At 47.6% G+C, this 24288-nt stretch carries 22 protein-coding genes; 3 read left to right on the top strand and 19 right to left on the bottom strand.

The window, feature by feature from the left end:
• Positions 1-54 precede the first annotated feature (54 nt).
• From BN1360_RS18510 to BN1360_RS18530, 5 genes are all read right to left on the bottom strand, one after another.
• Positions 55-1518, bottom strand: a complete 1464-nt coding sequence (locus BN1360_RS18510) for an MFS transporter (protein WP_229521043.1) — start codon at positions 1516-1518, stop codon at positions 55-57.
• On the bottom strand, positions 1515-2312 hold the full coding sequence (locus BN1360_RS18515; protein ID WP_068781315.1) for an ABC transporter ATP-binding protein: 798 nt from the start codon (positions 2310-2312) through the stop codon (positions 1515-1517). Before BN1360_RS18515 ends, BN1360_RS18510 begins: the two co-directional genes overlap by 4 nt.
• Position 2313: 1 nt before the next feature.
• Positions 2314-3432, bottom strand: coding sequence for a FecCD family ABC transporter permease (locus BN1360_RS18520; RefSeq protein ID WP_082790117.1), 1119 nt, complete (start codon positions 3430-3432; stop codon positions 2314-2316).
• Between the two features lie 2 nt (positions 3433-3434).
• Complete coding sequence (locus tag BN1360_RS18525) at positions 3435-4487, bottom strand: ABC transporter substrate-binding protein (RefSeq protein WP_068781501.1); 1053 nt, start codon at positions 4485-4487, stop codon at positions 3435-3437.
• 235 nt (positions 4488-4722) lie between these two features.
• On the bottom strand, positions 4723-5703 hold the full coding sequence (locus tag BN1360_RS18530) for a helix-turn-helix transcriptional regulator (protein WP_068781316.1): 981 nt from the start codon (positions 5701-5703) through the stop codon (positions 4723-4725).
• A gap of 221 nt (positions 5704-5924) precedes the next feature.
• Here BN1360_RS18530 and BN1360_RS18535 point away from each other — a divergent pair, with 221 nt between their 5' ends.
• Together BN1360_RS18535 and BN1360_RS18540 are read left to right on the top strand one after the other, a co-directional pair.
• Complete coding sequence (locus BN1360_RS18535; RefSeq protein ID WP_068781317.1) at positions 5925-6848, top strand: LysR family transcriptional regulator; 924 nt, start codon at positions 5925-5927, stop codon at positions 6846-6848.
• A gap of 102 nt (positions 6849-6950) precedes the next feature.
• Entirely contained in the window at positions 6951-8111 is a 1161-nt protein-coding gene (locus BN1360_RS18540) for a cobalamin-independent methionine synthase II family protein (protein ID WP_068781318.1), read from the top strand.
• A 255-nt stretch (positions 8112-8366) separates the two neighbouring features.
• Here BN1360_RS18540 and BN1360_RS18545 read toward each other — a convergent pair whose 3' ends face one another.
• The 9 genes from BN1360_RS18545 to BN1360_RS18585 form a co-directional block, all read right to left on the bottom strand.
• Positions 8367-9404 (bottom strand): YdcF family protein, encoded by a 1038-nt coding sequence (locus BN1360_RS18545; RefSeq protein ID WP_148466619.1) that lies wholly within the window; start codon positions 9402-9404, stop codon positions 8367-8369.
• 337 nt (positions 9405-9741) lie between these two features.
• Positions 9742-10917 (bottom strand): DUF4272 domain-containing protein, encoded by a 1176-nt coding sequence (locus BN1360_RS18550; RefSeq protein WP_068781320.1) that lies wholly within the window; start codon positions 10915-10917, stop codon positions 9742-9744.
• A gap of 90 nt (positions 10918-11007) precedes the next feature.
• On the bottom strand, positions 11008-11841 hold the full coding sequence (locus BN1360_RS18555; RefSeq protein WP_068781321.1) for a TIGR02452 family protein: 834 nt from the start codon (positions 11839-11841) through the stop codon (positions 11008-11010).
• 9 nt (positions 11842-11850) lie between these two features.
• Positions 11851-12411 (bottom strand): NADAR family protein, encoded by a 561-nt coding sequence (locus BN1360_RS18560; protein WP_068781322.1) that lies wholly within the window; start codon positions 12409-12411, stop codon positions 11851-11853.
• Entirely contained in the window at positions 12412-13302 is an 891-nt protein-coding gene (locus BN1360_RS18565) for an NUDIX hydrolase (protein WP_068781323.1), read from the bottom strand.
• Positions 13303-14475: 1173 nt separating this feature from the next.
• On the bottom strand, positions 14476-14967 hold the full coding sequence (locus BN1360_RS18570; protein WP_068781324.1) for a DedA family protein: 492 nt from the start codon (positions 14965-14967) through the stop codon (positions 14476-14478).
• A gap of 14 nt (positions 14968-14981) precedes the next feature.
• Positions 14982-15503 (bottom strand): CDP-diacylglycerol--serine O-phosphatidyltransferase, encoded by a 522-nt coding sequence (gene pssA / locus BN1360_RS18575; RefSeq protein ID WP_068781325.1) that lies wholly within the window; start codon positions 15501-15503, stop codon positions 14982-14984.
• The gene (locus tag BN1360_RS18580; RefSeq protein ID WP_068781502.1) at positions 15503-16207 is read right to left on the bottom strand and encodes a response regulator transcription factor; all 705 of its coding nucleotides are present in this window, start codon (positions 16205-16207) and stop codon (positions 15503-15505) included. Before BN1360_RS18580 ends, pssA begins: the two co-directional genes overlap by 1 nt.
• Positions 16208-16290: 83 nt before the next feature.
• A complete protein-coding gene (locus tag BN1360_RS18585) occupies positions 16291-18051 on the bottom strand; it encodes a HAMP domain-containing sensor histidine kinase (protein WP_068781326.1) in 1761 nt (586 codons plus the stop codon).
• A gap of 476 nt (positions 18052-18527) precedes the next feature.
• Here BN1360_RS18585 and BN1360_RS18590 point away from each other — a divergent pair, with 476 nt between their 5' ends.
• Entirely contained in the window at positions 18528-19157 is a 630-nt protein-coding gene (locus BN1360_RS18590; protein ID WP_068781327.1) for a LysE family transporter, read from the top strand.
• Here the strand turns inward: BN1360_RS18590 and BN1360_RS18595 are convergent.
• From BN1360_RS18595 to BN1360_RS18615, 5 genes are all read right to left on the bottom strand, one after another.
• Positions 19099-20535, bottom strand: coding sequence for an amino acid permease (locus BN1360_RS18595; protein ID WP_068781503.1), 1437 nt, complete (start codon positions 20533-20535; stop codon positions 19099-19101). The two genes, BN1360_RS18590 and BN1360_RS18595, sit on opposite strands and share 59 nt — an antisense overlap.
• Positions 20536-20654: 119 nt before the next feature.
• A complete protein-coding gene (locus BN1360_RS18600) occupies positions 20655-21125 on the bottom strand; it encodes a GNAT family N-acetyltransferase (protein ID WP_068781328.1) in 471 nt (156 codons plus the stop codon).
• A gap of 157 nt (positions 21126-21282) precedes the next feature.
• Positions 21283-21879, bottom strand: coding sequence for a C40 family peptidase (locus BN1360_RS18605; RefSeq protein WP_082790118.1), 597 nt, complete (start codon positions 21877-21879; stop codon positions 21283-21285).
• A 325-nt stretch (positions 21880-22204) separates the two neighbouring features.
• Complete coding sequence (locus BN1360_RS18610) at positions 22205-23197, bottom strand: iron-siderophore ABC transporter substrate-binding protein (protein WP_068781329.1); 993 nt, start codon at positions 23195-23197, stop codon at positions 22205-22207.
• A 21-nt stretch (positions 23198-23218) separates the two neighbouring features.
• Positions 23219-24271, bottom strand: coding sequence for an NAD(P)/FAD-dependent oxidoreductase (locus BN1360_RS18615; protein ID WP_068781330.1), 1053 nt, complete (start codon positions 24269-24271; stop codon positions 23219-23221).
• Between the last annotated feature and the right edge of the window lie 17 nt (positions 24272-24288).

Here is a 24288-nt window from a genome sequence, read left to right on the forward strand (position 1 = left end):
TTTAGTTAACTTATATTAATCAATTAACTAAGGATAATCAAGCTTGTCAATCAATTACGTTCTCAACCTTTCTTCTTTTAACCTGCTGATGCAGCCAAATGCCGCTATTGCCAATCCACCGCTTGCGGCGGTTGTTAGGGAGAAAGCCCGGACATAGTCCTCCAGGCTGGCTTCCGCAAGGGGGGAGCGCAGGGCAGCCGAGAACAAAATGCTAATTAAGGCTACCCCAAAAACATTCGCCAAATACATCAAGGTGGTAAACAGCCCTGAACCGGTTCCTGCTAATGCCGATGGCACCTGATGCAGGATCATATTAGCCAGCGGTGTCGTTGCCATGCCCAGACCTAGTCCGTATACCGATAGAATCATGATATTTTGCCAATGGAATAAATGGACTGCATCGACTTGCAAGGACCAGATCAGTATTAATAAGCTGGCTCCCATCGTAAGCATTCCCGTTTTTAATACCGCGGCCCCCCATCTCTGCACCATCCGTGATGACAATAATGAGGCGGTGAAAAATCCCAGTCCCAGCGGCAGAAAGGCAAAACTCGTCTCTGCAATGCCATAATGCAGTCCCGACTGCAAATAATAATTCAGAATAAAGAAAAACGTAAACATGCTCAAATATACGACCAGCTCTGTAATAATGCCAACACGGAATGACCTGATTTTGAAAATGGACAGCCCCACCAATGGGATGCGCCCCGTCTCTTCTCTCTGTTTCTGCAACAGCACAAAGACCAATAGCAGCAGGATGGACACTCCCAAGCAGCCCCAGATCCATAGCGGCCAGCCTTGCTTTTGCCCGATGGTTAATGGATAGATCAGCATGAGCAAGCCCGGAATAATCAATGCGATCCCGAACCAATCAATACCTTGACTGTTCTGTCCGCGGGATTCGGGGACGATAGGCAACCCCATCATCACCAGCAATCCAAACGGCACATTAAACAGAAACACGATTCGCCAACCAAGACCGAATAAATTCCAGTCGACCAATAAACCGCCCAGGATCAGTCCCAACGTGAATCCGATACCGATCACTGCGCCGTAAATGGCGAAGACCAAGCCTTTTTCACTGGGGAGGAAGCTGCTTTGCATGATGGATAAAACCTGCGGTTGAATCATCGCCGCCGACAGTCCCTGAACGATGCGAATGATAATGAGTAAAGTCGGGTCCGACACCATTCCGCCGAACAAACACATACAAGTAAAGCCCATCACCCCGATCCATAACATGCGTTTTCGTCCATACATATCTCCCAGCTTCCCGCCCAGGATCAAAGCGATGGCCAGCCCTAACGAATATCCGGAGAATATCAGCTGTGCTTCAGCGAAGCTGGCATGAATGCTCGCCTGCATGCTGGGAAGCGCCACCTGCATCATATAATTGTTCAGCGAAATCAACAGCGTTGGCAGCAAAATCAGAATTAAGGCGAACCAGCGGCGCGGATGGGCCTGCGGCATTGGATCAAGTTCACTCACCTGGGCCGCAGTCGGATTATTCAAAGTCATTTATGGCAGCTCCCTTCCCTGCAGCAGTCTCCATTCGGATGAAACGCAAAGGCTATTCTCCCGTTCACTGGATTGTTGTAGATGGCGCAGTCAATATTGTAGACATGCCGGACCAGCTCTTTGGTCAACACCTGCTCCGGCGTCCCGCTCGCCACGATCTCCCCGTCTTTGACCGCGTACAGCACATCGCAGTATAATGCCGCAAGCGACAGATCATGTAAGGCGGCCAAAGTGCCGATCTGCAATGATTTCACGACCGATAATAGCTGCAACTGATATTTGATATCCAGATGATTGGTCGGTTCATCCAGAACGAGCAGCTCCGGTTGCTGGGCAATGGCACGCGCCAGAATGACTCGCTGCTTCTCGCCGCCGGAGAGCGTAGAGTAACTGCGCTCCGCATACTCCAGAAGATCAACCTTTTGCAGGGCTTCATGGACGATTGCGTAGTCCTCGTTGCGATCGGATTCCAGAAGCTGTTTATGCGGAGTGCGCCCCATCATCACCATTTCAAGCACCGTAAAATCAAAATTCATATCATTAAATTGTCCAACGACGGCCATCTTTTGGAAAACCTTCTTCGGCCTTGCCTTCATCACATCGAGACGATCCAAAAATACCGCCCCCCGCTTGGGCCTAATTACTTTATAGATCGATTTTAGCAGGGTGGATTTGCCACAGCCGTTTGGTCCGATGATGCCTACGAATTGACCTTGCCCGACATACAGTGAAATCTCATTCACGATTTGGACGCCATTCACGGCTACTACAATCTCATTGACGGCCAGTTCCATACTAGTTACCTCCAAATCCGTAGTTCTTCTTCAACAGCATGTACATCAACATGGGGGCTCCAAGAAGCGCCGTGACAATTCCAATGGGCAGTTCGCTGTTAGGTATAACCGTCCTTGCCAGCACATCCGTCCAAACCAGGAAGATGGCGCTAAATAATATGGCTACCGGCAGCAATCGTTTATGGTCTGAACCCACCATGCTCCTCGCAATATGCGGAATGATAAGCCCAACGAAACCGATAATGCCGCATGTGGCAACAAGCGTCCCGGTCAGAACTGAAGAGATCACCATATATAATCCTCGATAGGCTTTCATATTCATACCAAGCGTTATAGCTGCTTCGTCCCCCATCAGCATCGTATTTAGCACCCGTGACTGCATCATAAAAAAGAAGATGGCAGCAACCGTTATGCCTCCAACCAACGGCAAGCTATCCCACTTGGCAGAAGCGAGACTGCCCATCGTCCAGAATGTAACCGAGCGGATTCCCTCGGAGCTGCTCGCCATATAAATAATGAAATTGGAGCATGCGCTGCATAGTGCATTGACTACAGTACCCATTAGCACCAGCTTGGCCGATGATATTTTCCCGCCTAAATTGGCTAATATCATCACCGCTCCGGCTGCTCCTAACGCCCCTATAAAAGCCCAAAACGCTACGCCCATGTTTCCTGCCAGACTAGCCGTCCCAATCCCCAGCATAATGGAGAAGGTCGCCCCCAAGGAGGCGCCTGACGAGATCCCGAGAATATAAGGGTCCGCCAGCGGATTCTGCACGAAGGCCTGCATGACCGTCCCGCATAATGCAAGTCCCGCACCCACAATCATCGCCAGCAATACCCTTGGAAAGCGAATATTCCAAATGATATCCACCGCCCCGGCTGGCAGCGTCCCATCCGGATGATCGGGTAAGCTGCCAAACATCTGGTTGACCACGATCCGCATCGCATCGCCAAAGGATACAGAAACTTGACCAATCGATAAAGCAAGTCCAATCGAACCTATCAAACCAAGAACGAGTGCACATATGATCATCACGAATGAAAATGGCTTGCTTGCCAGCTTCCCGATGTCAGCCGATTGACTTTTGATCTTCTTATATGCTTGCGGCCTTGCCATGCTTATTGTCCCCCAAATAGCTCGGGTTGTACGAATTGAGCGACTTCTTCATACAATTCTGTGAGCTGCAAGCCCCCTCGAATGGCATTGGTGTAGTCCGCCACCATGACATCCCCGGTTTGAATCGCCTTCATATTCTTTAGACGCGGATTAGAGAGCAGCTTATTCTTAATGCTTTCATGGTCGCTTTCCTGAAAATGGGTCAGGATGATTTTATCCGGATTCGCAGCGATAATCGCTTCGATTTGCAATTCGATGTAGCCGTCCGCTAACTGCATATACTCTCCGCCCGCGCCTTCCACCATCTCATCGATCACGCACCAGGATGGAGGATAATAATCGTAGTTTTCACGCCCGGCGCTTGCCAGCAGCAGCACCTTAGGCCTGGTCTTCACATCTTGTGCCTTCTGTGTAATCTCATTGATTCTGGTTTGCTGCTGCTGAAGATAAGAATCGGTCTGCTCCTCGACATTGAAGATTTTTCCAAAGTTCCGAATATCCTCGAAATAGTTAGCGATGCTGCGTCCGATATTGAAATTCGATGCGGGAACCACCTGGATGCCCCTCTCGTTCCAGAAGGAGATCCCGCCTAACCGATCTTCCTTAAATGCCGAAGACATCGAATAGATCAAATCGGGCTGCAAGGCGATAACGGCTTCTTTGCTCGGCCACAGCTCCGTTAGGAGCGGCAATTCGGCGATTTCTTCCGTATACGGAGAGAAGGACTGATCAAGATAGGCCAACCCGGCAATCTTATCCTTTTGCCCGAATTGAATCATCAGCTCTGCCATAGCTGTTCCAAGCACAACTACTTTTTGCGGTTCCTTCTCGATGGTCTGCTTCATTTCCGTCCCTTCGTCCGTATAAATTTGCAGCGTAACCGGATAATGCTGTCTGCCGTGCTGTCCCGCCTCTGTTCCTCCTTCCACAGCCTGACTATCGGTGTTCACAGAATGAGCTCCCTGCTGCGACGAATTGCCGCATGCAGCGCTAAATAAAGCGAGCACCGTCAACAGTATAGTGAACTGAATTAATTTCATGCTTGAGTTTCTCATGATTGCCTCCCCTGAAAATTCTGCAAATTTGGACATGCTTCTCATTCCAGCAAATGATAAAATTAGCGGCATGACCAATTGATAATCATTATCAGTGATAATGAATCGGCGTTCTACCTGCAAAGGTATTTTCTTTACCTGTAAAAGGAGCCGAAAAAGCCAAAAAGGGATTCCGGACATGCTGATCATGTCCGAAATCCCGCCGGTAACCTCTCGTCTATTCTATTGACTTTAACTAATGGGAGAACCTTCTGAGGTATTCGCTTGGATTGTATCCATAAATTTTACGGAAAGCTGTCGTGAAATTGCTGACATTGCTGTAACCCACAGCTACCGCTGCTTCCCCTATATTCATCCGCTGTACCTCCATATAATAGAGGGCCTTCTCCATCCTCTGCTTCCGCACCAGCTCGAATACAGTCGTGCCAAAACGCTCCCGGAAGCCCTTCTTCAGCTTGAATTCATTAAGCCCGACTCTGCGCGACAGCTCCTGAAGCGACAACGGCTGTTCGAAATAACGAATCGCCAGTTCCCTGGCTTGATCCAGTTTCAGCAGATCATCACGCGTCAGAAAGCGGTTAGGGCTCTCGATTTCATAACCTTCCACTTCTCCGAACAAAGCGATCAGCTCCATCGCCTTGCTCTCCATATACAGTCGTTTCAGCGCCTCATCATAAGAGCAGTTCATCATATCCGACACACATCGATGGATTTCCGGTGTATTCGGGTAAGGATTAATATGCCCTTTATGGCGGGTCAGCCAAGTCTCCATTTTATGCTTCTCGCTCAGATCAGCTGCATAATGGAACAACGCTTGTGGGGATAAGCGCACCTCCAGCATTTGATGACGAACGTCCGCCTTCTTCTCCTCATGGACCAATTCATCCTCGAAAAACAACACATTGCCCGTCCAATGACGAGTATGGCTTTCTTTGCCATCCCATTCACAGTAAATGTCTCCGCTAAGGCAATAGCTAAGCTCAAACAGCGGACAGGCTTCCTGAATGCGAAGCTTCATATCCTGCGCATAGGTCAGGTCGGTTACAACAATCTCCATACCGGGACGGATTGGCATTCTCAAAATGCTTCCCTCTCCAACCTGCGGAGGAATCGTGATATGCTGTTCCCATGAACGTCGCCGGGTTTGTCCTTGGATCAGATCCGTAAATTGATCAAAGAGGCTGTGCACCTCGCTGTTCAGTATATTAAGAGTCAATCAGACCACCTACTTATTTCGATAATTGCCTTTTTTTCATATTCATATAAGTGCATTATACTCTGTCTATCCCAGGAAGGCATCCTGCCGGGTTATTAAACTTTGTGTTTATCCGTAGTACCCGCTCATCCAATTCATTTTAAAATGGTATAGTTAGAAAGAAAGTTAAATTTCAGTGTAAGGCAACAGCTGATCCAACACAATACCGGGAGGAAAATCCGATGACATTGCAACAACTCAAATACTTTATCGAAATTGTGAACTGCGGCTCGATTAATAAGGCGGCGGAGGGGCTTTTTATATCACAACCGAGCTTGTCCAATGCGGTAAAAGACCTGGAAAATGAGGTTGGTGTCGAGCTCTTTATCAGAACCCCAAAAGGCATTACTCTAACCATAGACGGTGTAGAGTTTCTAGGTTATGCCCGTCAAGTCGTCGAGCAGGCAAGCTTGCTGGAGCAGCGCTATTTAAGCAAGAAACCGACCCGCCGCCTATGCTCCATTTCAACTCAACACTACGCCTTTGCCGTGAATGCGTTCGTGAATATGGTCAAGAAAACCAATGCGGATGAGTATGAATTTACATTACGCGAGACGCGGACTCATGAAATTATCGAGGATGTCAAAACCTTGAGAAGCGAGCTGGGCATTCTATATATGAACCCGTTTAATCGAAGAGTCCTTGAAAAACTGCTGCGCGAGAATGGGTTAACCTTCCACCCTCTGTTTACCGCTAAACCGCATATTTTTGTCAGTACGTTGAACCCGCTTGCCAAGCAAGAGTATGTTACGCCTGAAGATTTGGAGGAGTATCCTTGCCTCTCCTTTGATCAGGGGGAGAACAACTCGTTCTATTTCTCCGAGGAAATTCTCAGCACGGCATATAGCAAGAAGACGATCCGCGTTAGCGATAGAGCAACCATCTTCAACCTGATGATCGGCCTCAATGGCTATACGATTTCAACGGGCATTGTCAGCGCCGATTTGAATGGGGATAACATTATCGCCGTGCCGCTTCGTATCGAAGATACGATCGTGGTTGGCTGGATTGCGCATCATTCAATACAACTGACCAAGCAGGCCATGATGTATCTGGAAGAATTAAAACAGGTAGTATCCGAATACGATGTTCTTATGGATGGTTAGATATAGCTAATAGCTATAACATAGCATAGAATAATGGCGTTACCCTATATACTCCTATTTGTATTACATTTTATGTACCATACATTTTAGGAGGACTACCCTATGAGCAAGAAATTTCAAACGGTCGGCAGCTTGCTTCGCCCTCAGGACCTGCTGAGCTACAAACACCAAATCGAACATCGCGACGATATTGCGTATCCGTTTTATGCCGATTTCTCGGGATATGAGGAGTGCGAACATCAAGCGACTAAAAAAGTGATAGATCAGGAAATAGAGCATGGACTGGAGATTATAACGGACGGCGAGTTCTCCAAGTCGATGTGGCATCTGGATTTTGTCTGGGGATTCGCAGGTATCAGCCGCTATATTGCTGAGCACGGCTACTTCTTCCGTGACAAGGACGAGACCCAAAAGTACGAGACACGCCGCGATATCGGCCTGCGTATTACCGCGCCGCTTAGCGGCAAAAACCATCATTTCATCAAGATTTTCCAAAGACAGGCCGATATTGCCGGCAACCGGGAGACGAAGCTTTGTGTCCCATCGCCCTCCCATATTTTTGGTGAGCTCTCATGGTCGGACAATATTGGCGGCAAAGATTCCGTCTATTCCACGCCACAGGAGTTAAAAGCGGGACTTATTCAGGCGTATAAAGAGTTCGTTCAGGAATACGCCGCCGCTGGAGGCAAAATCCTGCAATTCGACGATTGCTTGTGGGAGATTTTTGCGGATGACAACCCTAACTCCCCTTACACCGGCGAAAATATTGACCAAGAGACCGTTCAAGCATTAGCGGCTGAATTTATCGATATCAATAACACAGTGATTGACTACGGTCACAGCCTCGGTTTGAAAATGTGGACTCATAACTGCCGCGGCAACTATGATTCTCGAAATATGGGCGGCGGCTCATACAGCAAAATTGCCGACTTGTTCTTGAAACAGCTGAAATACGACCGCTTCTTCCTGGAGTGGGACGATGACAGAGCGGGTTCGCTTGAGGCTCTTGAGGTGTTCAAGGACAGAAGCGATACTGAAATCGTACTCGGTTTGCTGTCGAGCAAGACAAATACGCTTGACGACGAATCCCGTGTGTTCAGATTGCTGGAGGAAGCGTCCAAGATTATTCCGAAAGAACGCTTGCTGCTCTCGCATCAATGCGGTTTTGCTTCCTGTGATGGCGGCAATGAACTAACCGAGAACGAGCAATGGGCCAAGATTGACCAAGGGCAAAAAATTGCTCAGCAATATTGGGGCGAGTAATTGCCGCAAGATATATGAAAAGACTCCTGTACTGGACAGGAGTCTTTTTTTAAGCACTTGAGCTAATCCCTTCATATGCTCCAGCTACAACTCACCCACGCCCTCTCTGCGGCATTTTCCCGCGCATGCAGATCATTAATTCCCCTCGAATTTTGCACAGAGATCGACGAAAATGACGGGTAGAGTTGAGCAAAGCTACTAACCGTTGTATCCAGGATATTTCCCTCTTTGTTCTAAATTCGAATCAAAGCTGTATCATCTTACAATAAGTGAGAACATCAGGATGATAACCGGAATCCCTAATATGACACCGGAGACGATGCTATGCCGCTTCTTATTCATGACTACAACAGCCACATACTCCCGAATCATGGCATTTGGCCAGTAATATAGAGCCGTCTTGGCTCCGATTCCTTGGCTGGGCAACCCTGCCAAACGCGCATACATGCCAGCCCGGAATAAATGAAAGTTATTGGTTGTGAAAATGCTGTTATATCGGCTGCCACCGCTTAAATCGTCCATAATCCGCTTGGAGAACACCATGTTCTCATAAGTATTTGTGGAACGATTCTCTTGAAGCGTATCCTCGATCGGAATCCCCTTATCCACTGCATAAGTTTGCATCGCTTCGGCTTCTGACACTTGTTCATCCGACCCTTTTCCCCCGGAGAGAATGATCTTCGGCGGCATTGTCACCGCTTTTTGACGATTATAAAATTCAATCGCCTTATTAATGCGATTTGCGAGCAAAGGGGGAACTCTTTGGCCGATGACCTTGCTTCCGAGTACGATGATAAAGTTCTGATTCAATTTCGGATGATTGAACTGATACAGGAAATAAGCCGATAGGAAGCTGGACAGATCGATGAAGAAATAGAACAGTAAGAACGTTACCCCGGAATATAGAATTTGTACCCACCACGGCATGTAACTCACCGGTTGAATAATAGAAAGAACGATATAAGCCAAGATGCAGATTCCTAATAATAAGGCGAGATAGTTCGAAAACTTCCGTCCTTCTTTTTTGATTAAGATTCGCCCGTTAATCATCAAGAGGATTGCCAGGGCGAATCCCCCGAAGAGCAACACAAGAAAGATTAAAATGACCGGAAATATCGCCAGTATTCTCAAAATCGGAATATCGGACGTTATCGCCGCTAAAATACACATTCCACCTGTTGAAAGGGCAAATATGTTGAACAGAAAGCCATTAATAATTCGCCTTGGGTCCCGAAGATAGAACCAGAGGAATATAACCAATGTGACAAGCGGTACTATCCATAATGCAAGTATCATCTATGCTGTACACTCCATTCATCAATTACTTATAATGCGTGTTCAAAAGGGCCGTTTTCAGCGCCGAGAAGGTTGAATAAGCCAGGGACAGAGGAGCGGAGCGTAGGCGAAACCTACGTGAGCACTGTAAGGCCTGACTGAATTCAAGATTCGATGTCAAGTTACTTCTCAAATCAAAAGCGGACTTTTTTGAACAACCTCTTCTATGTATATATCGTTTCTTTGGCAGGTGGAGAATATTCCCCCACCAAAACGCCTTATAAGGATACCACAAAAAAAGAAAACCGCCCATCAAAGGCGGTCTTTCATGTAAACAATAAATATTTAGCTATGGCTATGTGTCCATCGATATATCATCCCAGCCTTCATCAAAGCGTCCGATCAGCCAGAACAGACCACGGCGTCTCTCCATGACAATGCTCTCACTCATGCCCGCGGGTGCCTCCTGACCATGGATTCTACGGTCTACGCATGCCCAGTGCAGCCTGTAGACCTTATCGGCTTCATCAAGAATTTCCGCCTGACTGCGCATCGATATCTCCCGATAGAAGTCCTCAAAAGAATCGCGTTGCGAGACAACCTGAATTGCATAGTCGCAGTCACAGACCTGATCGGGAAAATCAAGCTTTTCCACAAGCCCGAGCGCCCAGATCAACGCCCAATAAGCTTCATATTGCCAAGTTATATTGATTGCTGCCTGATTCGTCGGATGCTCGTCCTGCAGAAGCTCCCTTTCCTTGTCGGTCAGCTCTTCCTCCACGCCAAATTTCTGCAATAAATTGAGGATAAAGTCCCTGGATTCCCCAAGCTCTTCTCCCTGGGCAACATCGCAAGCATACTGAATAACGATCAGCAGGGCTATCGCCCTTCTGGCAATTTCCTCCGGCGTCTTCCACTGGCATTCCGCTGCAGGCGGAAGCTCAGGCATGGACTCCAGATAAGGTATACCGCGCTCTCGTATGTAGGAGATCGACGTTTGCTTTCTCCGCGCCCCTTCCTCAGATGTCTGCTGCGGACCCATAATTTTATTCGTACACGCATGGGGTCTGAAATTCGCCGGGCCCGAGCTTCCGTCCGGATGAACGACCGCCTGCCCGTCACTGTCAAGCAGGGTGCCATCCTGCAGAAATCCGATGCCGCCAAGCGCAGACATCAGTTCGAGACAGAGCTGCCATTGCCCTTCGTTCAGCTCCTTCTCCGCTTCGAGCGCAAGCAATGTATTAAAGACGGAAATTTGCGTTAACACCAGTTCCTTTAACTGCTCATCGGCAAAAGGGATACGGTCGTAAAAGCCCATCATCCCCGGAATATTTGCTTCGAAATAATCAGGATTGGCATCCTCGGTCAAGATTCGAATCGTCAGCTTCTGCTTTTTGAATAATGAATTGGATTGCAGAAGATAGTCACTGCCGTTCCTATCAATCTTATAGCTTCTCGCAAACACGCTCGTTATCTTGCCCTCCAGATCATCAATATCATTTTTGGAAGCAAATAGGGAGAAATATTTCAAAATCTATGACCTCCTCAAAAGTGCGAATAGGGTTAATTAATAATTCCCCCTTGATCACGCATCATTACCGCTGGCTTCAGCGGTATAACTTTAGCCTACTTGACCTCCGAAACGGTTGTCAAATGCACGAATGCATTTCTGATCCTTGGAGTTGTCAAGGACTGCGTATACAATATGCTCAAAGCATTTGCCGTAACCCTCCTTAATAAGCAGCTCATGCCACCAGCCCGCAACCTTGACCGGGTCATTGCGAAATACACCGCAGCCGTATGCTCCAAGAATCAGGTTGCGATCCCCGCGTTCAGCGAAAATAGCTAGGGCAAGACGCATGCGATCGAGCATGACTTGAAGCGCCTGCTCCGCATTTTCTCCCTTCAACAGCACCTGTCCATAGTTGACTGCTGGCAGCGTCAATGCGGAAGCCGTTACCGGCCGCTCCAGCAGTTCAAATCGCTCATCCCGGAAAAATACCACATCCGGTGAATAGATCGCATGATGGGTATACATCATGGACTTGCAGGCACGGTTAGCCTTGTAATAACCTTCATTGCGCAGCTGAGTACCATATAGACCGCTGGATGCTGCAAGGCTCTCCTCCTGCGCCATTGCACCATTCAGGAAGCCGCCTCCGGGATTTTTGGCGCTGGCGAAGTTCAGTACACCAACCCGCTCTACCCCCGCCTGTGTGAAATCAAGGATTGCCTTGACTGTTGCCGCATTAACAACGTTCTGCTTCGCCTGCACTCCATGCGCAGGCGGCGTACAAGCGCGCACCAGCGTTTCCCCTTGTTCAGGCGTAATCAACACGCTGCGATCCTCGGAATGCTTCTGCTCCGCAGCGAAATCAACACGCCGTCCATTTACTTCATAATATCCTTGCTCAATATATTGCAGTGTATTTTGTGCAATTTCTTTTCGATTCATGGTAATCCCCTACCTGTTATCATCTAGGATCAGCTGATCCCGCACTTCAGTCAGTGCAAAGCCCAATAAGTTGCGTCCCCGCCATTTCAGCGGATTCTCCACATGAGGATCGTTATCTCCCATTCCTATCCCCCAGATACGGTCAAGCGGACTGGCTTCCACGAGAATCCGGTTCTTCGTCGATTTCAGATAATTCCCCAGCTGCAGATTTTGTAAAAATTTAGCCAAGTTGCCTCGCTTCACAATTTCATAGCAGTTTTGTTCCCAGATTTCATTGTCAAAGCTCTTCACGGCGCGACCATAGGCCTTCATCTCTTTCGGATGCCTGGCGTTCATAATCGCGGCTTCCATCTCCCCGTCGTTGAACAGGCGCGCCTTCTCCGCCATCATATATTGCTCCGTGCAGGAATAACGCTTGCCGTCCACCGTAAATTCGCACTTCCACCATTGGCTGAAGCAGCTCCGATTGATGCTGCCTTCAGACGGAGGCGTATGTCCCCAGAAGAACACATATTTCAACTTCTGTCCTGCATTATGAGCTTTGCGCAGCTCCTCGATGTTATAGATCAATTAAATCCTCTCCCTATTTCTCCGGTACAGCCTCGAAGGGCGATGACCGGCGTTCTCCGTATAATGATCCGTCTCTTCAACAAGATCGGCGATCTTGCGGCGGAATGCCGCCTTCAGCAGGTCTCGGTCCAAAATGACTTCATATACCTGCTGCAGTTCTGTTAAGGTAAACCATTTGGGCATTAAATGAAGCGCAATATCCGTATACTCGACCTTGCCCCGCAGCCGTTCGATAGCGCAGGCGATAATCTTCGCATGGTCGAAGGCAAGCCCTTGATTGGAGATAATAGCGTACTCCGTTGCCTGGGCCTGATCCGTCGATGTAATCTTCTGTTCTACGATAGCATTCAAGCAGATATCTCCATGGATCAGGCTAAGTTCGTATTGCCTCATCTTGATATACCCGTCCTCCAGCAGTTCCTTTGACTCCCGCAGCAATCGATAAGAGAGCTGGAACCAAGCGGTATGGTCCGCATCATCTCCGGCCTCAACCTCAACCTGACCGCTATCGATCAGCGCCATATAAGAGCAGCTCATCACCCAGGTGCGCGGATCGCGACCCGGTTCGCTGAAGGTGTACAGCTGCTCCAGGTAGACATGATCTACGCCGGTCTCTTCCCGCAGCTCACGCTGAGCCGCCTGCTCCGTCGTCTCCGTAGGGCGGACAAATCCCCCTGGCAGTGCCCACTGTCCCAGATATGGATGCCCGCCACGCTGAATGAGCAGGATGCGCAGCTCCTTCTCCGGCAGCTTGCGGTAATTATCTTCCTCCGTATCACTCACCGTAAAGATAACCATATCTGTAGCCACCGATGGACGCTCATAATCTCCAGCTCGATATTGTTCCAGGAACTCCCGTTCCGTCAACCCATTGCGATCCCTTAATTCCATTCATCGTCACCTGCACCGTCATCATAATCCAATCTTAGTAACACAATGTTATTATCAATTTATTACCAACAATATATGTTATATATCCCACGTTGTCAACTTAACGTGGGATGCTTCATACGGAAGATTATGCGGGAAGCTCATGCGGAGCTTTTATGGATGCTTATGCGGGAGCCTCTTTACCAGAGCTTTTATGGATGCTCATTCGGGAGATGCTCATACAGGAGCCTTTTACGGGTGCTCATCCGGGAGCCTCTTTATGAGTGCTTTTACGGGTTCTTGTGCGGGAATTTCTACGGTTGCTCATTCGGGAGATGCTCATACAGGAGTTTTTATGGATGCTTATGCGGGAGCCTCTTTATGAGTGCTTTTACGGGTTCTTGTGCGGGAGCCTCTACGGTTGCTCATTCTAACGGAAGCTGAGTCCGCTATTTTGGTGAATTTGACGATTCTGGAATTGTAACGGAAATCCAATCCGCTATTTGGGGGATAATCCCCCTGATTTCGCTGAATAACTCCATTTAAGGGACTCCATTTCCGTTACCTTTCCAAATTCGCCTTTTCAAGCTTAATAACAGCACAGATTTCCGTTAGCCTGCCACAAAGAGGTGACTATTCTTGCCGCCCCAATATTGCCGCAGCTTTTCGTACCCCATGCTTTAATCCAAAAAGCGTACTGTCCAAAGCAGCTGCCCAATTGATCTCCTATCTAAGCGAAGAAGACCAAGCGTGTCCAGAGTAAGGCATTTCACGGATTTGTACCCGCATTCCACAGCATTTTCCCTCACAGCGTTTTGCGTTTTTTGCTCTCTACGGTATTCCACCCGCATTTTGCGGCTTTTGCCCTCTACGGTATTTCACTCGCATTTTGCGTTTTTTGCCCTCTACGGTATTCCACCCGCATTTTGCGGCTTTTGCCCTTTACGACATTTCACCCGCATTTTGCGGCTTTTGTCCTTTACACCATTCCACGGCATTAGCGGCTTTTTCCCCTTACGGCATGGCCTTATAAAAATAACCTTTCGGATAGCTCCTATTGCAGCATCAGATCATTTAAATACCGTGGATACAACAGTTTTCTCAGTTTCAATATGCCAGCGGTTCATCCCTGCGGATTTGAATCTGACGCTGCACCTGGTTGGATGATTATTGTGCTAAATTTACTTACGCTGCTTACTGCAAGAACCGGCCACCGATAAAATACCCCAGCGAAATGAACAAAATAGTCCACACCAAGGCTCCTGTACAGCAGAAGACGATATATTTTCGAAATGGAAGATGGGAAATCCCGGACATATAACCGGAAACATGGCGGATGCCGGGAATAAAATACGCGAATACAATCGTCCAAGCACCGTACTTGTTGAACCAATTCTTGACCTTATCGTATCGTTTGGGAGTCAGTCCAACCCATTTCCCGCATTTCTCAATAATCGCTGAACCCACTCTTCTCCCAATCACATAAGTAATGGCCATTCCAGTCACAGAACCGATAAAGCTAATAATAATGGCTAAAAAATAGTTCAATATGTGTTCTGATGCTAAGTAACCAACAAACAACATCAATGTCTCGTCCGGGATCGGAAGTCCTACAATCCCCAGCGCCAACAATACTAGAATTGCGGCATATCCATATTGCGTTATAAAATCAATAGCTGTCTCCATAATATTATCTCCGATTATTTCCTGATGCTGATATTCTTAAGTGAAGGGAACGGAATACGGCTGACCATTAGAAAGGATAATACTACGATAAACGCAATAATGACCGATGGTTTCAAATGGTTCGTAAGCGACAAGCAGGCCAATAAAGTACCGGCGCAGGTGATAGGCATGCCCGTAAATTGAGGGCTTGATATCGAAATGTTGAATCTAGCAAGTCTTGAGGCACCGCATACTAGAAATATAATGGCTGCTACAGCACTCAGCCAATGAAATTCCCCGGTTCTATGCAATAAGACCAGAAACACGGGCGCCACGCCAAAAGAAACAATGTCCGCCAAGGAATCCAGCTGCTTGCCAAAATCACTGCTGCAGTTCATTAGCCGTGCCAGGTACCCATCGAACACATCAAAAAGCGCTGCAATTGCTATAGAGAATAGAGCAAGCCGATACTGCTCGTGAATCGTTAATATCAAAGAGGTAACACCCGCAGATAAATTAACGAATGTACAAGTGTTAGGTATGAATTTCCAACTCATTATAATTCTCCTTTCTGAGCGGGGGATTCTTCTTGTTGAAATTTATAGCCGACGCCAATCACGGTTCGGATAAATTGTGAATCATAGCCAAGCTTCGACCTCAGCTTCTTAATATGCGAATCTACAACTCTGTTATCTCCCTCGAACTCAATTCCCCATACCCGGGCGATAATGGCTTCACGGGTCACAACCAGATTCTTGTTGTTGATGAGAAGCAGCAGGAGTTCATACTCCTTGGGCGTTAATTCAACCTCTACACCATCTACTTCCAGCCGGTGCGCCAGCGTATTAAGAACGGAAGAACCGAACAGGAATCGATATCCATCCGGTTTGTAATTGTCTATAACACGTTTCATTAACGAGTTTGCCTTGGCAACCAATACCTTTGGACTGAACGGCTTCGTCATGTAGTCATCCGCGCCAAGCTCATAACCTAGCAGCTTATCCTGGTCCGCCGATTTGGCCGTTAATAGAATAATAGGAACCCCTGAACGAAGCCGCAGCTCTTTGCATACCTCAAATCCATCCATCTGAGGCATCATAATGTCTAATATGACCAGGTCGGGATAAAGGGCCTCGAACCAGCTCAATGCATCGCGCCCATTGTCCGTCTCCGTGACCTGCCAGCCATCCTGGATGAAATAATCCGAGATCACCTCTCGAATCCGCGCTTCATCCTCCACTATAAGCACATGTTTACTCACGCTATTCCTTCTTTCTGGATCTGTTTCCATTCACAGCCGAATCCTGGTTGAACTCCAGATCGTCTGAATGAACTATCCGCGGATCAGACCGGGAACTCGACGATAAATTGAACGCCATCCTGCAGATTTCTCACCGTATAGCTGCAGCCATGCAAATCCATGATTTGCTGTGCAATCGAGAGTCCCAGGCCGGTCCCCCCGGTCTGCCGACTGCGCGAGGCTTCACCGCGATAGAATCGCTCCCAGATGAGGTCAAGCTGCTCTTCGCTAAGGGTTTCCCCTTGGTTGGAGACGGACAAGGTAGTAAGGTCCGGTGTACTGATCACCTCTATGAGAATCGTGCTTCCTGCTACTGCATGACGAATAGCGTTCGTTATCAGATTCAAGACGACCTGCTCGAACCACAGCGGATCAGCCGGTACAGGCTGTTCATTAACCGGCACTACGACAATCTCCAATCCCTTATCCTGCAATGGGTACATCAGCCTGCTGGCGACCTTCTCCACCAATTCACTGAGCATAAGGGATGTTTTTCGCAATTCGATGGTTCCCGAATCCAACCTGGCCAGATCAAGCATATTAGTAATCAACATCTCCATCTTCTCTGCCTCTTCGACAATGACGGAGACGTAATGATCCTGTTTGTTCAAGTTCACCCCGTCCTTCAAGCCTTCGGCGAAGCTCTTGACGATACTTAACGGGGTTTTTAGCTCATGGGACGCATTGGTGAAAAATTCCTTCTGCGTCTTTTCCATGCGTTCCTTCTGTTCCATATCTTTCTGTAATTGCTGATTCGCTTCTTTTAGCTCGCGCAGCGCACTGTCCAGCTTCTGCGACATCGTCAGCATACTCATAGACAAGCTGCCTAATTCATCCTTCTGCCGAATCGGTTTTAAGGATCCAAATTCAAAGTTGAGCATCTTTTTGGCCATTATATTTAATGCAATTAAAGGTTTTGCAACCATTTTGGAGAAGAAGAGCGCCAAGATCAGAATCAGTATAATCCCCCCGCAGCCAACATAAATGAACAACCAACGCAACGCCTCATTCGCATCGCTAATCTCCTGTAAGGAGGTTACGGTAAACAGCAGATCCTTTTTCCCATTCTCCTTCATGACCGGCTCAATAATAATAAAATTGCTTGTGCCGCTCCATGGCTCCACCCACTGGAATTCCTGCTTAACCATCGAATTAAGCTGTTCCTTAACCTCCGTTGAGAGCGGAAAATGCTCATACAAAGCGAACATGAGCAAGCCCTGACGCTGGTTCCAATTCTTGATATTCGGCAGGACAAGATCGACGACAGTACCCGAGATTTGCGTGGAGTCATTATCATAGTTCTCGCCAATTGAGGCGGGGCTGAAATTCAGCTTATTGATTTTATCCGGGTAAAAGACCACAACGGATTCATCCTCACGAATGTCCTTCTCGCCCCAAATCGTTAGCTCGTCTCCAATTTTCAAGTTGGCATCCCTGAACTTATCCGGATTCATACTCATAAAAAGAGATAGCGCCACGAGAACCCTCTTATGATCGGGAAGCTCCAGCACCAATCGGTAAGGGTCTTCCATCACCATATTTCCGTCCATATTGACGACAGCCAGCTGACTGCGGCTATGGCTCATAAATTTGACAGCTTCCAGCAGAAGCTCTCTGTTATCTGCCTTCTCCTGCGTATATTTCAAGGCGAATTTATCCAGTTCCCGCTCCACCTTAGTTATGCGGTAATTCTGATAGAACTTCTCAAAGAAGAAGAACTGCGACAGAATGATCATAAGATAAAAACAGGCAAAAAAGATGACAGATAAAATAAACAGTTTGAAGGTAATGCTTCTATTTCTCATATTTTCACCTACAGAATTCTCTGTAATCAGACTTTTCTCGATGTATACACTATAACTCAGTCATTTGTTCTTTATGTGTCCTGCAATGCAACTACTTTTACGACAAGCGCCATATAGCTATAACGACAAACGATGCGGGATATTTACATTTAACGTAGTGTTTCCTCATATGTCTAAGAAAATCACTTCATTTGAAAGACCGTTTTCGACTGAAAACTCTGGTGACCTCTATCCATCCTCCAAGCAGGAAAATAGTATAAAGCATCGGCTACTCTATTGCAGTGACATTAGGAGGTTTCAATTCAAATCTCCCAGATCGCGGATAGCAAGGATGCCCAGATTAAAGAATAACCTGTCCGGATTGATTATCCCCCATCGACTATCGATAACGGAATGAGGACAAGGAAAATTTTAGTTGTACAAGTCATTTTCCCTCATAGGATATAACACAGGGCTAAGGTTTGGGGGTATGAATATTGAATATATGGATCAGCCATTTATTGCTTGGACTCTCGTTGGCTGCGCCAATCGGGCCGATTAATGCCGCTCAGATAGACCGGGGGATCAAGGGAGGTTTTCTCCATGCCTGGTTAGTCGGGCTTGGCGCTATGGTAGCGGATGGGATTTTTATGCTGCTTGTATATTTTGGCGTTATTCACTTTCTTAACATTCCATTTATGAAAACGTTCCTTCTGTTATTTGGTTTCTTCATTCTGACCTACATCGGAGTGGAAAGCTTGCTAACGGTCGGCAAAACGGGAATGGAAATGCGTGGCGGTCATGAATCGCATGTAAAATCCTTTAGCGCCGGATTCGTGATGTCCATCTCTAATCCCCTCTCCATCCTGTTCTGGATGGGGATCTACGGATCGGTACTGGCGGATATGATCGCTAAATACGACGCCAAAAGGGTGCTGCTCTACAGCTGTGCTATCATGGCCGGCATCATGTTGTGGGATGTGGCCATGGCCTTGGTGGCCAGCATGTTTAGACGATTCCTGACCGGGCGCCTTATCGGCGCTGTCTCGGTCATCTCCGGTCTATCGCTTATCGGATTCGGCCTTTACTTCGGATATGAGGCATACCGTATTTTGTTCGGGAATTAATGCCTGGGGAAAGCTGGGCTTCTTCTTCACTCTTGGACAAATCCTGCTTAGCCCCCTCAGCCTTATTCCAGAAATGCCGCATGATTAGAGTAACGCACCCGATAATGACGATAAATCCGAGACTAATAAAAAATCCGGGCCGGCTGATTTTATGAAACAGGGTCCCCACCAGCGTCAGGCTGATCAGCGCCATCCCGATGTAACGCTTGGCTTTTCCCCAGCTTGTAAGCTTAAGCAGCTTTCCTGACATCAGCAAAATAAACAGCCAGTTGTATAGAAGCATGATTCCTGCGGCCGTGGTGATGTATTCATATACGCTTCTGGGCATTAAAAGAGCAAACACAACCGAGGCGAGCAGCCCTGCCGTCGTCAAGCCTATAGCCGGTAAGGGCTTCTTTCCTTCCACTTTTCTCCCTCTAATAAAAAATCGCGGTGCGTCCCCGTCCCTGGCTAGAGTAACAATCATAGTCGTGACCGCAAATAATGAGGCAGTCATCGTGGAAAATCCGGCAATAATGAGGACGGCGTTGAACAAATGCGGAACAAAGGACAGCCTGTAATCCACGAGAGCCACGACAAAAGGGCTTTCTCTGACTGTATAGGATTGCCAGGGCTCCAGAATCAGCGCCAGACCTATTGAGATGACATAGATGAACATCAGCAGCAAGAGCATGACCTTGCCGGCCTTCGGGGATTCCTTAGGATCTTTCAGCCGCATTGTCATGAGTCCCAGCGCTTCCAGACCACCATAGCCGTAAAAGGCGAAAATAAGCCCCGCCCAAAACCCAATCAAACCATTGGGGAACCAGTCCCTGGGAATGGACGGTCCGTGAGCATGGGTCCTGAGGACGCCGGCAATCGCAAGTATGGCAATCACTAGAAACATGAAAATGGCCGCGATCTTCATTACAGCAAAAATGCTCTCCATCCGTTCAAACCCTTTGGTCCCGATGAAAATAATGATAAGACCCAAAATGCCATATCCAGCAGCAAAGCACCACATCGGTACTTGCTGGAACCAAAATCTTGAGAACAAGGCAAGTGCTGTTAGCTGGCTTCCCATAATCAGCAGTTCTGACGACCAGTACACCCAGCCACTGCTGAATCCTGCCCAACGGCCGAAGGCCTTCTTGGCGTAAGAGCGGAAAGAGCCCTCCATCGGATCATCCGCTGTCATTTGCGACAGCTTGTCATAGACCAAATAGGCTCCAACAGCTGCTAATACATAAGCAATAACTGCCGAGGGGCCCCCGAGCTGAATAGCGATATGGGACCCCAGAAAAAAACCTGTACCTACCGTACAGGCGACCCCAAGCAATGACAACTGCCACCACTTCAACTTCTTCTCACTTGTCGCAGGGCTTTTATTTTGAGACACCATAAACTCCCCTTCATCGAAATTTAGGAATCTCTGTTATCATCCCCCAGGGTGTTGGGATTATGTAGAATCCGCGGGCATATAGGGTGTTCCGCCGCCTTTCGGCCACCTAAAACATTTTATAAATCAAGAATATACCATGCGTCACAAGCGAAATGCTCTGTCGCATTCAGAGGCTTGTCTAATTGCTTAAACCCTTTTTTGGCATAAAACTTGTTAGCCGCAATCATGTTGCTCAGCGTCTCCAAATAACATTGCTTATAATGATGCTTGGCGAAATCAAGGGCAGTCTCAAGCAAATGACTCGCTGCTCCGGTTCCACGCGCTTCTTGCAAAGCATACATCTTCTGCAGTTCACAGACTTCAGGGAAGCCAACCACCGGTCCAATCCCGCAGCCGGCCACAATCCGGTCATCTAGCTCAACGACCCAATACTTGCATCCCTCTGTACTATACAGATGATAGAAATCTCCTAAATTGGGGTCGGCCCACGCTGTGCCCGGTTTATTTGCGCCAAATTCTATCAGACAGGTTCTTATGAGCTGCTCAACCTGCTTATTATCTGTTTCCTCAATTTCTCTTATTAGCATGTATGATTCTCCTCCCCTCAAGAAATAATATAACATGAACTTTATTAATTCATGTAGTGAATAACTTATATGTTTAATAAAAGGATATGCGCAACAAAAAAAGCCGCATTCCTGCGGCTTATCTAAGGTATCGACCAGGACGGTCCGGTTCATATTTCTATTTCAATACGCTGCCTCCATATAGGAAGCGATTTTGCCAGGAGGATGAAAAATCAGTCACAACCACACCGCCCGCTTTTTGCGAGTACGTGTGCAGAAGCTGTCCATCTCCCAGATACATAGCTACGTGAGTAATCCGCTGCTGCGATTTATCGATTCCACTATAGGCGGAGCTGCTCGAGCCTTTATAGCTCATAAAGAACACGATATCTCCACGTTTGAGCTTGTCTATGCTATAGACAGGTGTACTGTTCTCCTTAATCCATGTCCCCTGCTTTCTTGAATCGGTAGGGAGAACTATGCCCGCACCTTCTTTAAAGATTTGCCGAATGAAGTCGGAGCAATCAAATGTTGTCGTCGTGCTGCGGTTAGAGCCAAACTCATAAGGGGTACCCAAATATTTCATTCCCGTTTGAATTACTTTTTCAATCGTAGAACTGGCTGTGGCCTGACTCTGAACATTTTCTGTTGTGGTATAGGATGATGCCATGTCTTTGGCAGATGCTGCATGCGATGGAGTTGGAAGAGTAACGACCGCCGAGACTACTGCAGTAACCACCAGGCTGCCGATCAAGCTTTTCTTAAAATTAATCATATGTTGTTCCTCCTCTGAGATGACAATTTTGTAACCTATAGGGTATGCTCTGCCAAGCAGAAACGAATATCCTAATCTGTGATTCTATTATCTCAGGGTGGAAGCGATAACACAAAGCACTATTTATGCCATTAGAGGATTAATTTAGGGGATTTTAGCGAAAATATACTTTTTATTTCTAATTCATAAAGAATTTGGATGGTAACACATTTGTAATAAAGGGCCATTCCTTACTGCAGCTTTTGCTACAGAGAAATGGCCTTGTGTATATAACCGGCTGCTCGCTATTTGCTTTTGTATACTGTTGGGTCTAAGTTCTGTTGGATTACTGCCCGGCCAACTTCATGAAATTTTCCGCTGCCAGACGAATAGCCAGAATGCTCCCACTGTTCAGAGAATTATCAAAGAATAGAACGTGATTTTCCTTAACCGCTGTGAGCGATTTCCATACGTCCATAGCTTCCTTCTCTTGAACCGCTGCCTGAGCCGTCTTAAGATCATGCTGGATAATAATATAATCGGGATTCATCGCCGACAATGCCTCCAGCGATAGCACTTGCCCTTCTTCGGGATATCCCTCCGGCTTCAACAGGCCAAATCCCGTGACATCATTGTAATAGACTGTATTCTTGGCACCCTGAGCAGTAAAATTAGCTTTTCCGTCAACCCGCAGCAATGCAAAGCTCTTCCCCTTCACCCCGCTCATCTGTTCCTTCGTCTTCGCAATGGTTTCTTTAGTATCGTTGATAAGCTGTTCTGCCAATGATTCTTTGCCTATAACTTGGGCACAGAGCATCGTGGCATTCTCCCAAGTATCTCCATAGTCAATTTGCACAACAGGAGCAATCTTGCTTAGCTCATCATAATTCGCGTCAACATGTCCTTTAAAAGTTACAATCACATCCGGGTTCGCCGCGATCACCGCTTCCAGATTCAAGTCTCTGCCGCTGCCCAAATCAGCGATTTCAACCGTTCCTCGGTATGGCTCCAGGGTTGCAAATTCCTCCAACGCGCTTTTGGCATTACCCGAAGCGACCGGAGGCGTATCCAGCGCCAAGAAGTAATCCAAGTACAGGGGATGAAGCACAACAACGCGCTCCGGCCGTTCCTGGAGTACAATCTCATGACCGACAGCGTCCGTGATCGTTCTGGGCCATACGCCTGTATCCGTTGCTCCAGCTTCAGACGTATTGTTCACGTTCGACTGCCCGTTATTGCTATCGCTCACTGAAGGCGAAGCCGCTGGCGCAGCGGCGCACCCGGCCAACATCGCAGTCACAATCACCAACGCAGCTATACTACCTAACCATCTCTTCATATTGCTTCCTCCAGCCTGTCTTTAACTCTTAATATATAAATGCTGCATCAACTCACGATTCTTTTGCGTAAACAGATCATTGTGTGAGGACACCATTCCATGCTCATTCGCATCTGGTGAAATATACTGCTTGGCCTTGTTCGCCGCGTTCGCGGCATCTTGGAAAGCCCCGGCAATCAGGTGAAGCTTGCCCTCATGATGCAGAATATCACCGGCGGCATAAAGACCCGGCACCGATGTCTCACTCGACGGATTGCCTGCAATCCAGTAATCCTTCAGCTCGATTTGCACCTCGCTGTTGGCCAGCAATTCTTTATCGCGTTCATAGCCATGATTAATGATCATTTCATCGATTTCCAATTCAAACGCAGCGTCCGTCTCATTCGTTCTCAGCGCCACTGTCTCGATCCGCTGATGATCCTCCGACGCAATCAGCTTCTCGATCGATGTATTCAGTAAACATTCCACTGAGCTTCTCTCAAGACGTGAAACCTCTGCCTCATGTCCTTTTAACGTTTCTTTGCGGTATGTCAAATAAACCCGCTTGGCAATCGGCTCCAGTTCATTTGCCCAGTCGATGGCTGAATTGCCGCCGCCAGAGATTAGCACTGTCTTGTTCTTAAAGCGCTCCAGTGATTTTACGGTATAATGCAAATTCGTTACCTCGAACCGTTCCGCTCCCTCAATATCCAGCTTGATCGGCTTCAGAATCCCTCCCCCTATAGCCAAAATGACTGTCTTGGAGTAATGCTTCCGACCGGATGCGGTGTGCAACACGAAATGATCTTCATCATCCTTGGCGATGGACGTTATCTTCTCTCCTAGAACGACTTCCGGTTGAAAGGTCAAACCTTGAGCTACCATTTGTTCAATCAGCTGCGAGCCGGGAAGCGGCGTCAAACCGCCCACATCCCAGATCAGCTTCTCGGGATAGACATGTACTTTTCCGCCCAGGAAGGGCTGAAATTCAACAATTTTCGTCTTCATTTCACGTAACCCACTATAAAATGCGGAGAACAGCCCGGCAGGTCCACCGCCTACAATCGTGACATCAAACAGTTCCTTATTATGCATCTCTCAATCTCCTCGCT

The sequence above is a fragment of the Paenibacillus sp. GM2 genome (assembly GCF_900069005.2).
Taxonomy (GTDB): Bacteria; Bacillota; Bacilli; order Paenibacillales; family Paenibacillaceae; genus Fontibacillus.

Coding starts and splice junctions, on each gene's coding strand:
- BN1360_RS18510 (WP_229521043.1), bottom strand. CDS start 1,518: ATGACTTTGAATAATCCGACTGCGGCCCAGGTGAGTGAACTTGATCCA.
- BN1360_RS18615 (WP_068781330.1), bottom strand. CDS start 24,271: ATGCATAATAAGGAACTGTTTGATGTCACGATTGTAGGCGGTGGACCT.
- BN1360_RS18540 (WP_068781318.1), top strand. CDS start 6,951: ATGAGCAAGAAATTTCAAACGGTCGGCAGCTTGCTTCGCCCTCAGGAC.
- pssA (WP_068781325.1), bottom strand. CDS start 15,503: ATGAGTTGGAAATTCATACCTAACACTTGTACATTCGTTAATTTATCT.
- BN1360_RS18525 (WP_068781501.1), bottom strand. CDS start 4,487: ATGAGAAACTCAAGCATGAAATTAATTCAGTTCACTATACTGTTGACG.
- BN1360_RS18585 (WP_068781326.1), bottom strand. CDS start 18,051: ATGAGAAATAGAAGCATTACCTTCAAACTGTTTATTTTATCTGTCATC.
- BN1360_RS18605 (WP_082790118.1), bottom strand. CDS start 21,879: ATGATTAATTTTAAGAAAAGCTTGATCGGCAGCCTGGTGGTTACTGCA.
- BN1360_RS18515 (WP_068781315.1), bottom strand. CDS start 2,312: ATGGAACTGGCCGTCAATGAGATTGTAGTAGCCGTGAATGGCGTCCAA.
- BN1360_RS18520 (WP_082790117.1), bottom strand. CDS start 3,432: ATGGCAAGGCCGCAAGCATATAAGAAGATCAAAAGTCAATCGGCTGAC.
- BN1360_RS18555 (WP_068781321.1), bottom strand. CDS start 11,841: ATGAATCGAAAAGAAATTGCACAAAATACACTGCAATATATTGAGCAA.
- BN1360_RS18570 (WP_068781324.1), bottom strand. CDS start 14,967: ATGGAGACAGCTATTGATTTTATAACGCAATATGGATATGCCGCAATT.
- BN1360_RS18600 (WP_068781328.1), bottom strand. CDS start 21,125: ATGCTAATAAGAGAAATTGAGGAAACAGATAATAAGCAGGTTGAGCAG.
- BN1360_RS18535 (WP_068781317.1), top strand. CDS start 5,925: ATGACATTGCAACAACTCAAATACTTTATCGAAATTGTGAACTGCGGC.
- BN1360_RS18610 (WP_068781329.1), bottom strand. CDS start 23,197: ATGAAGAGATGGTTAGGTAGTATAGCTGCGTTGGTGATTGTGACTGCG.
- BN1360_RS18565 (WP_068781323.1), bottom strand. CDS start 13,302: ATGGAATTAAGGGATCGCAATGGGTTGACGGAACGGGAGTTCCTGGAA.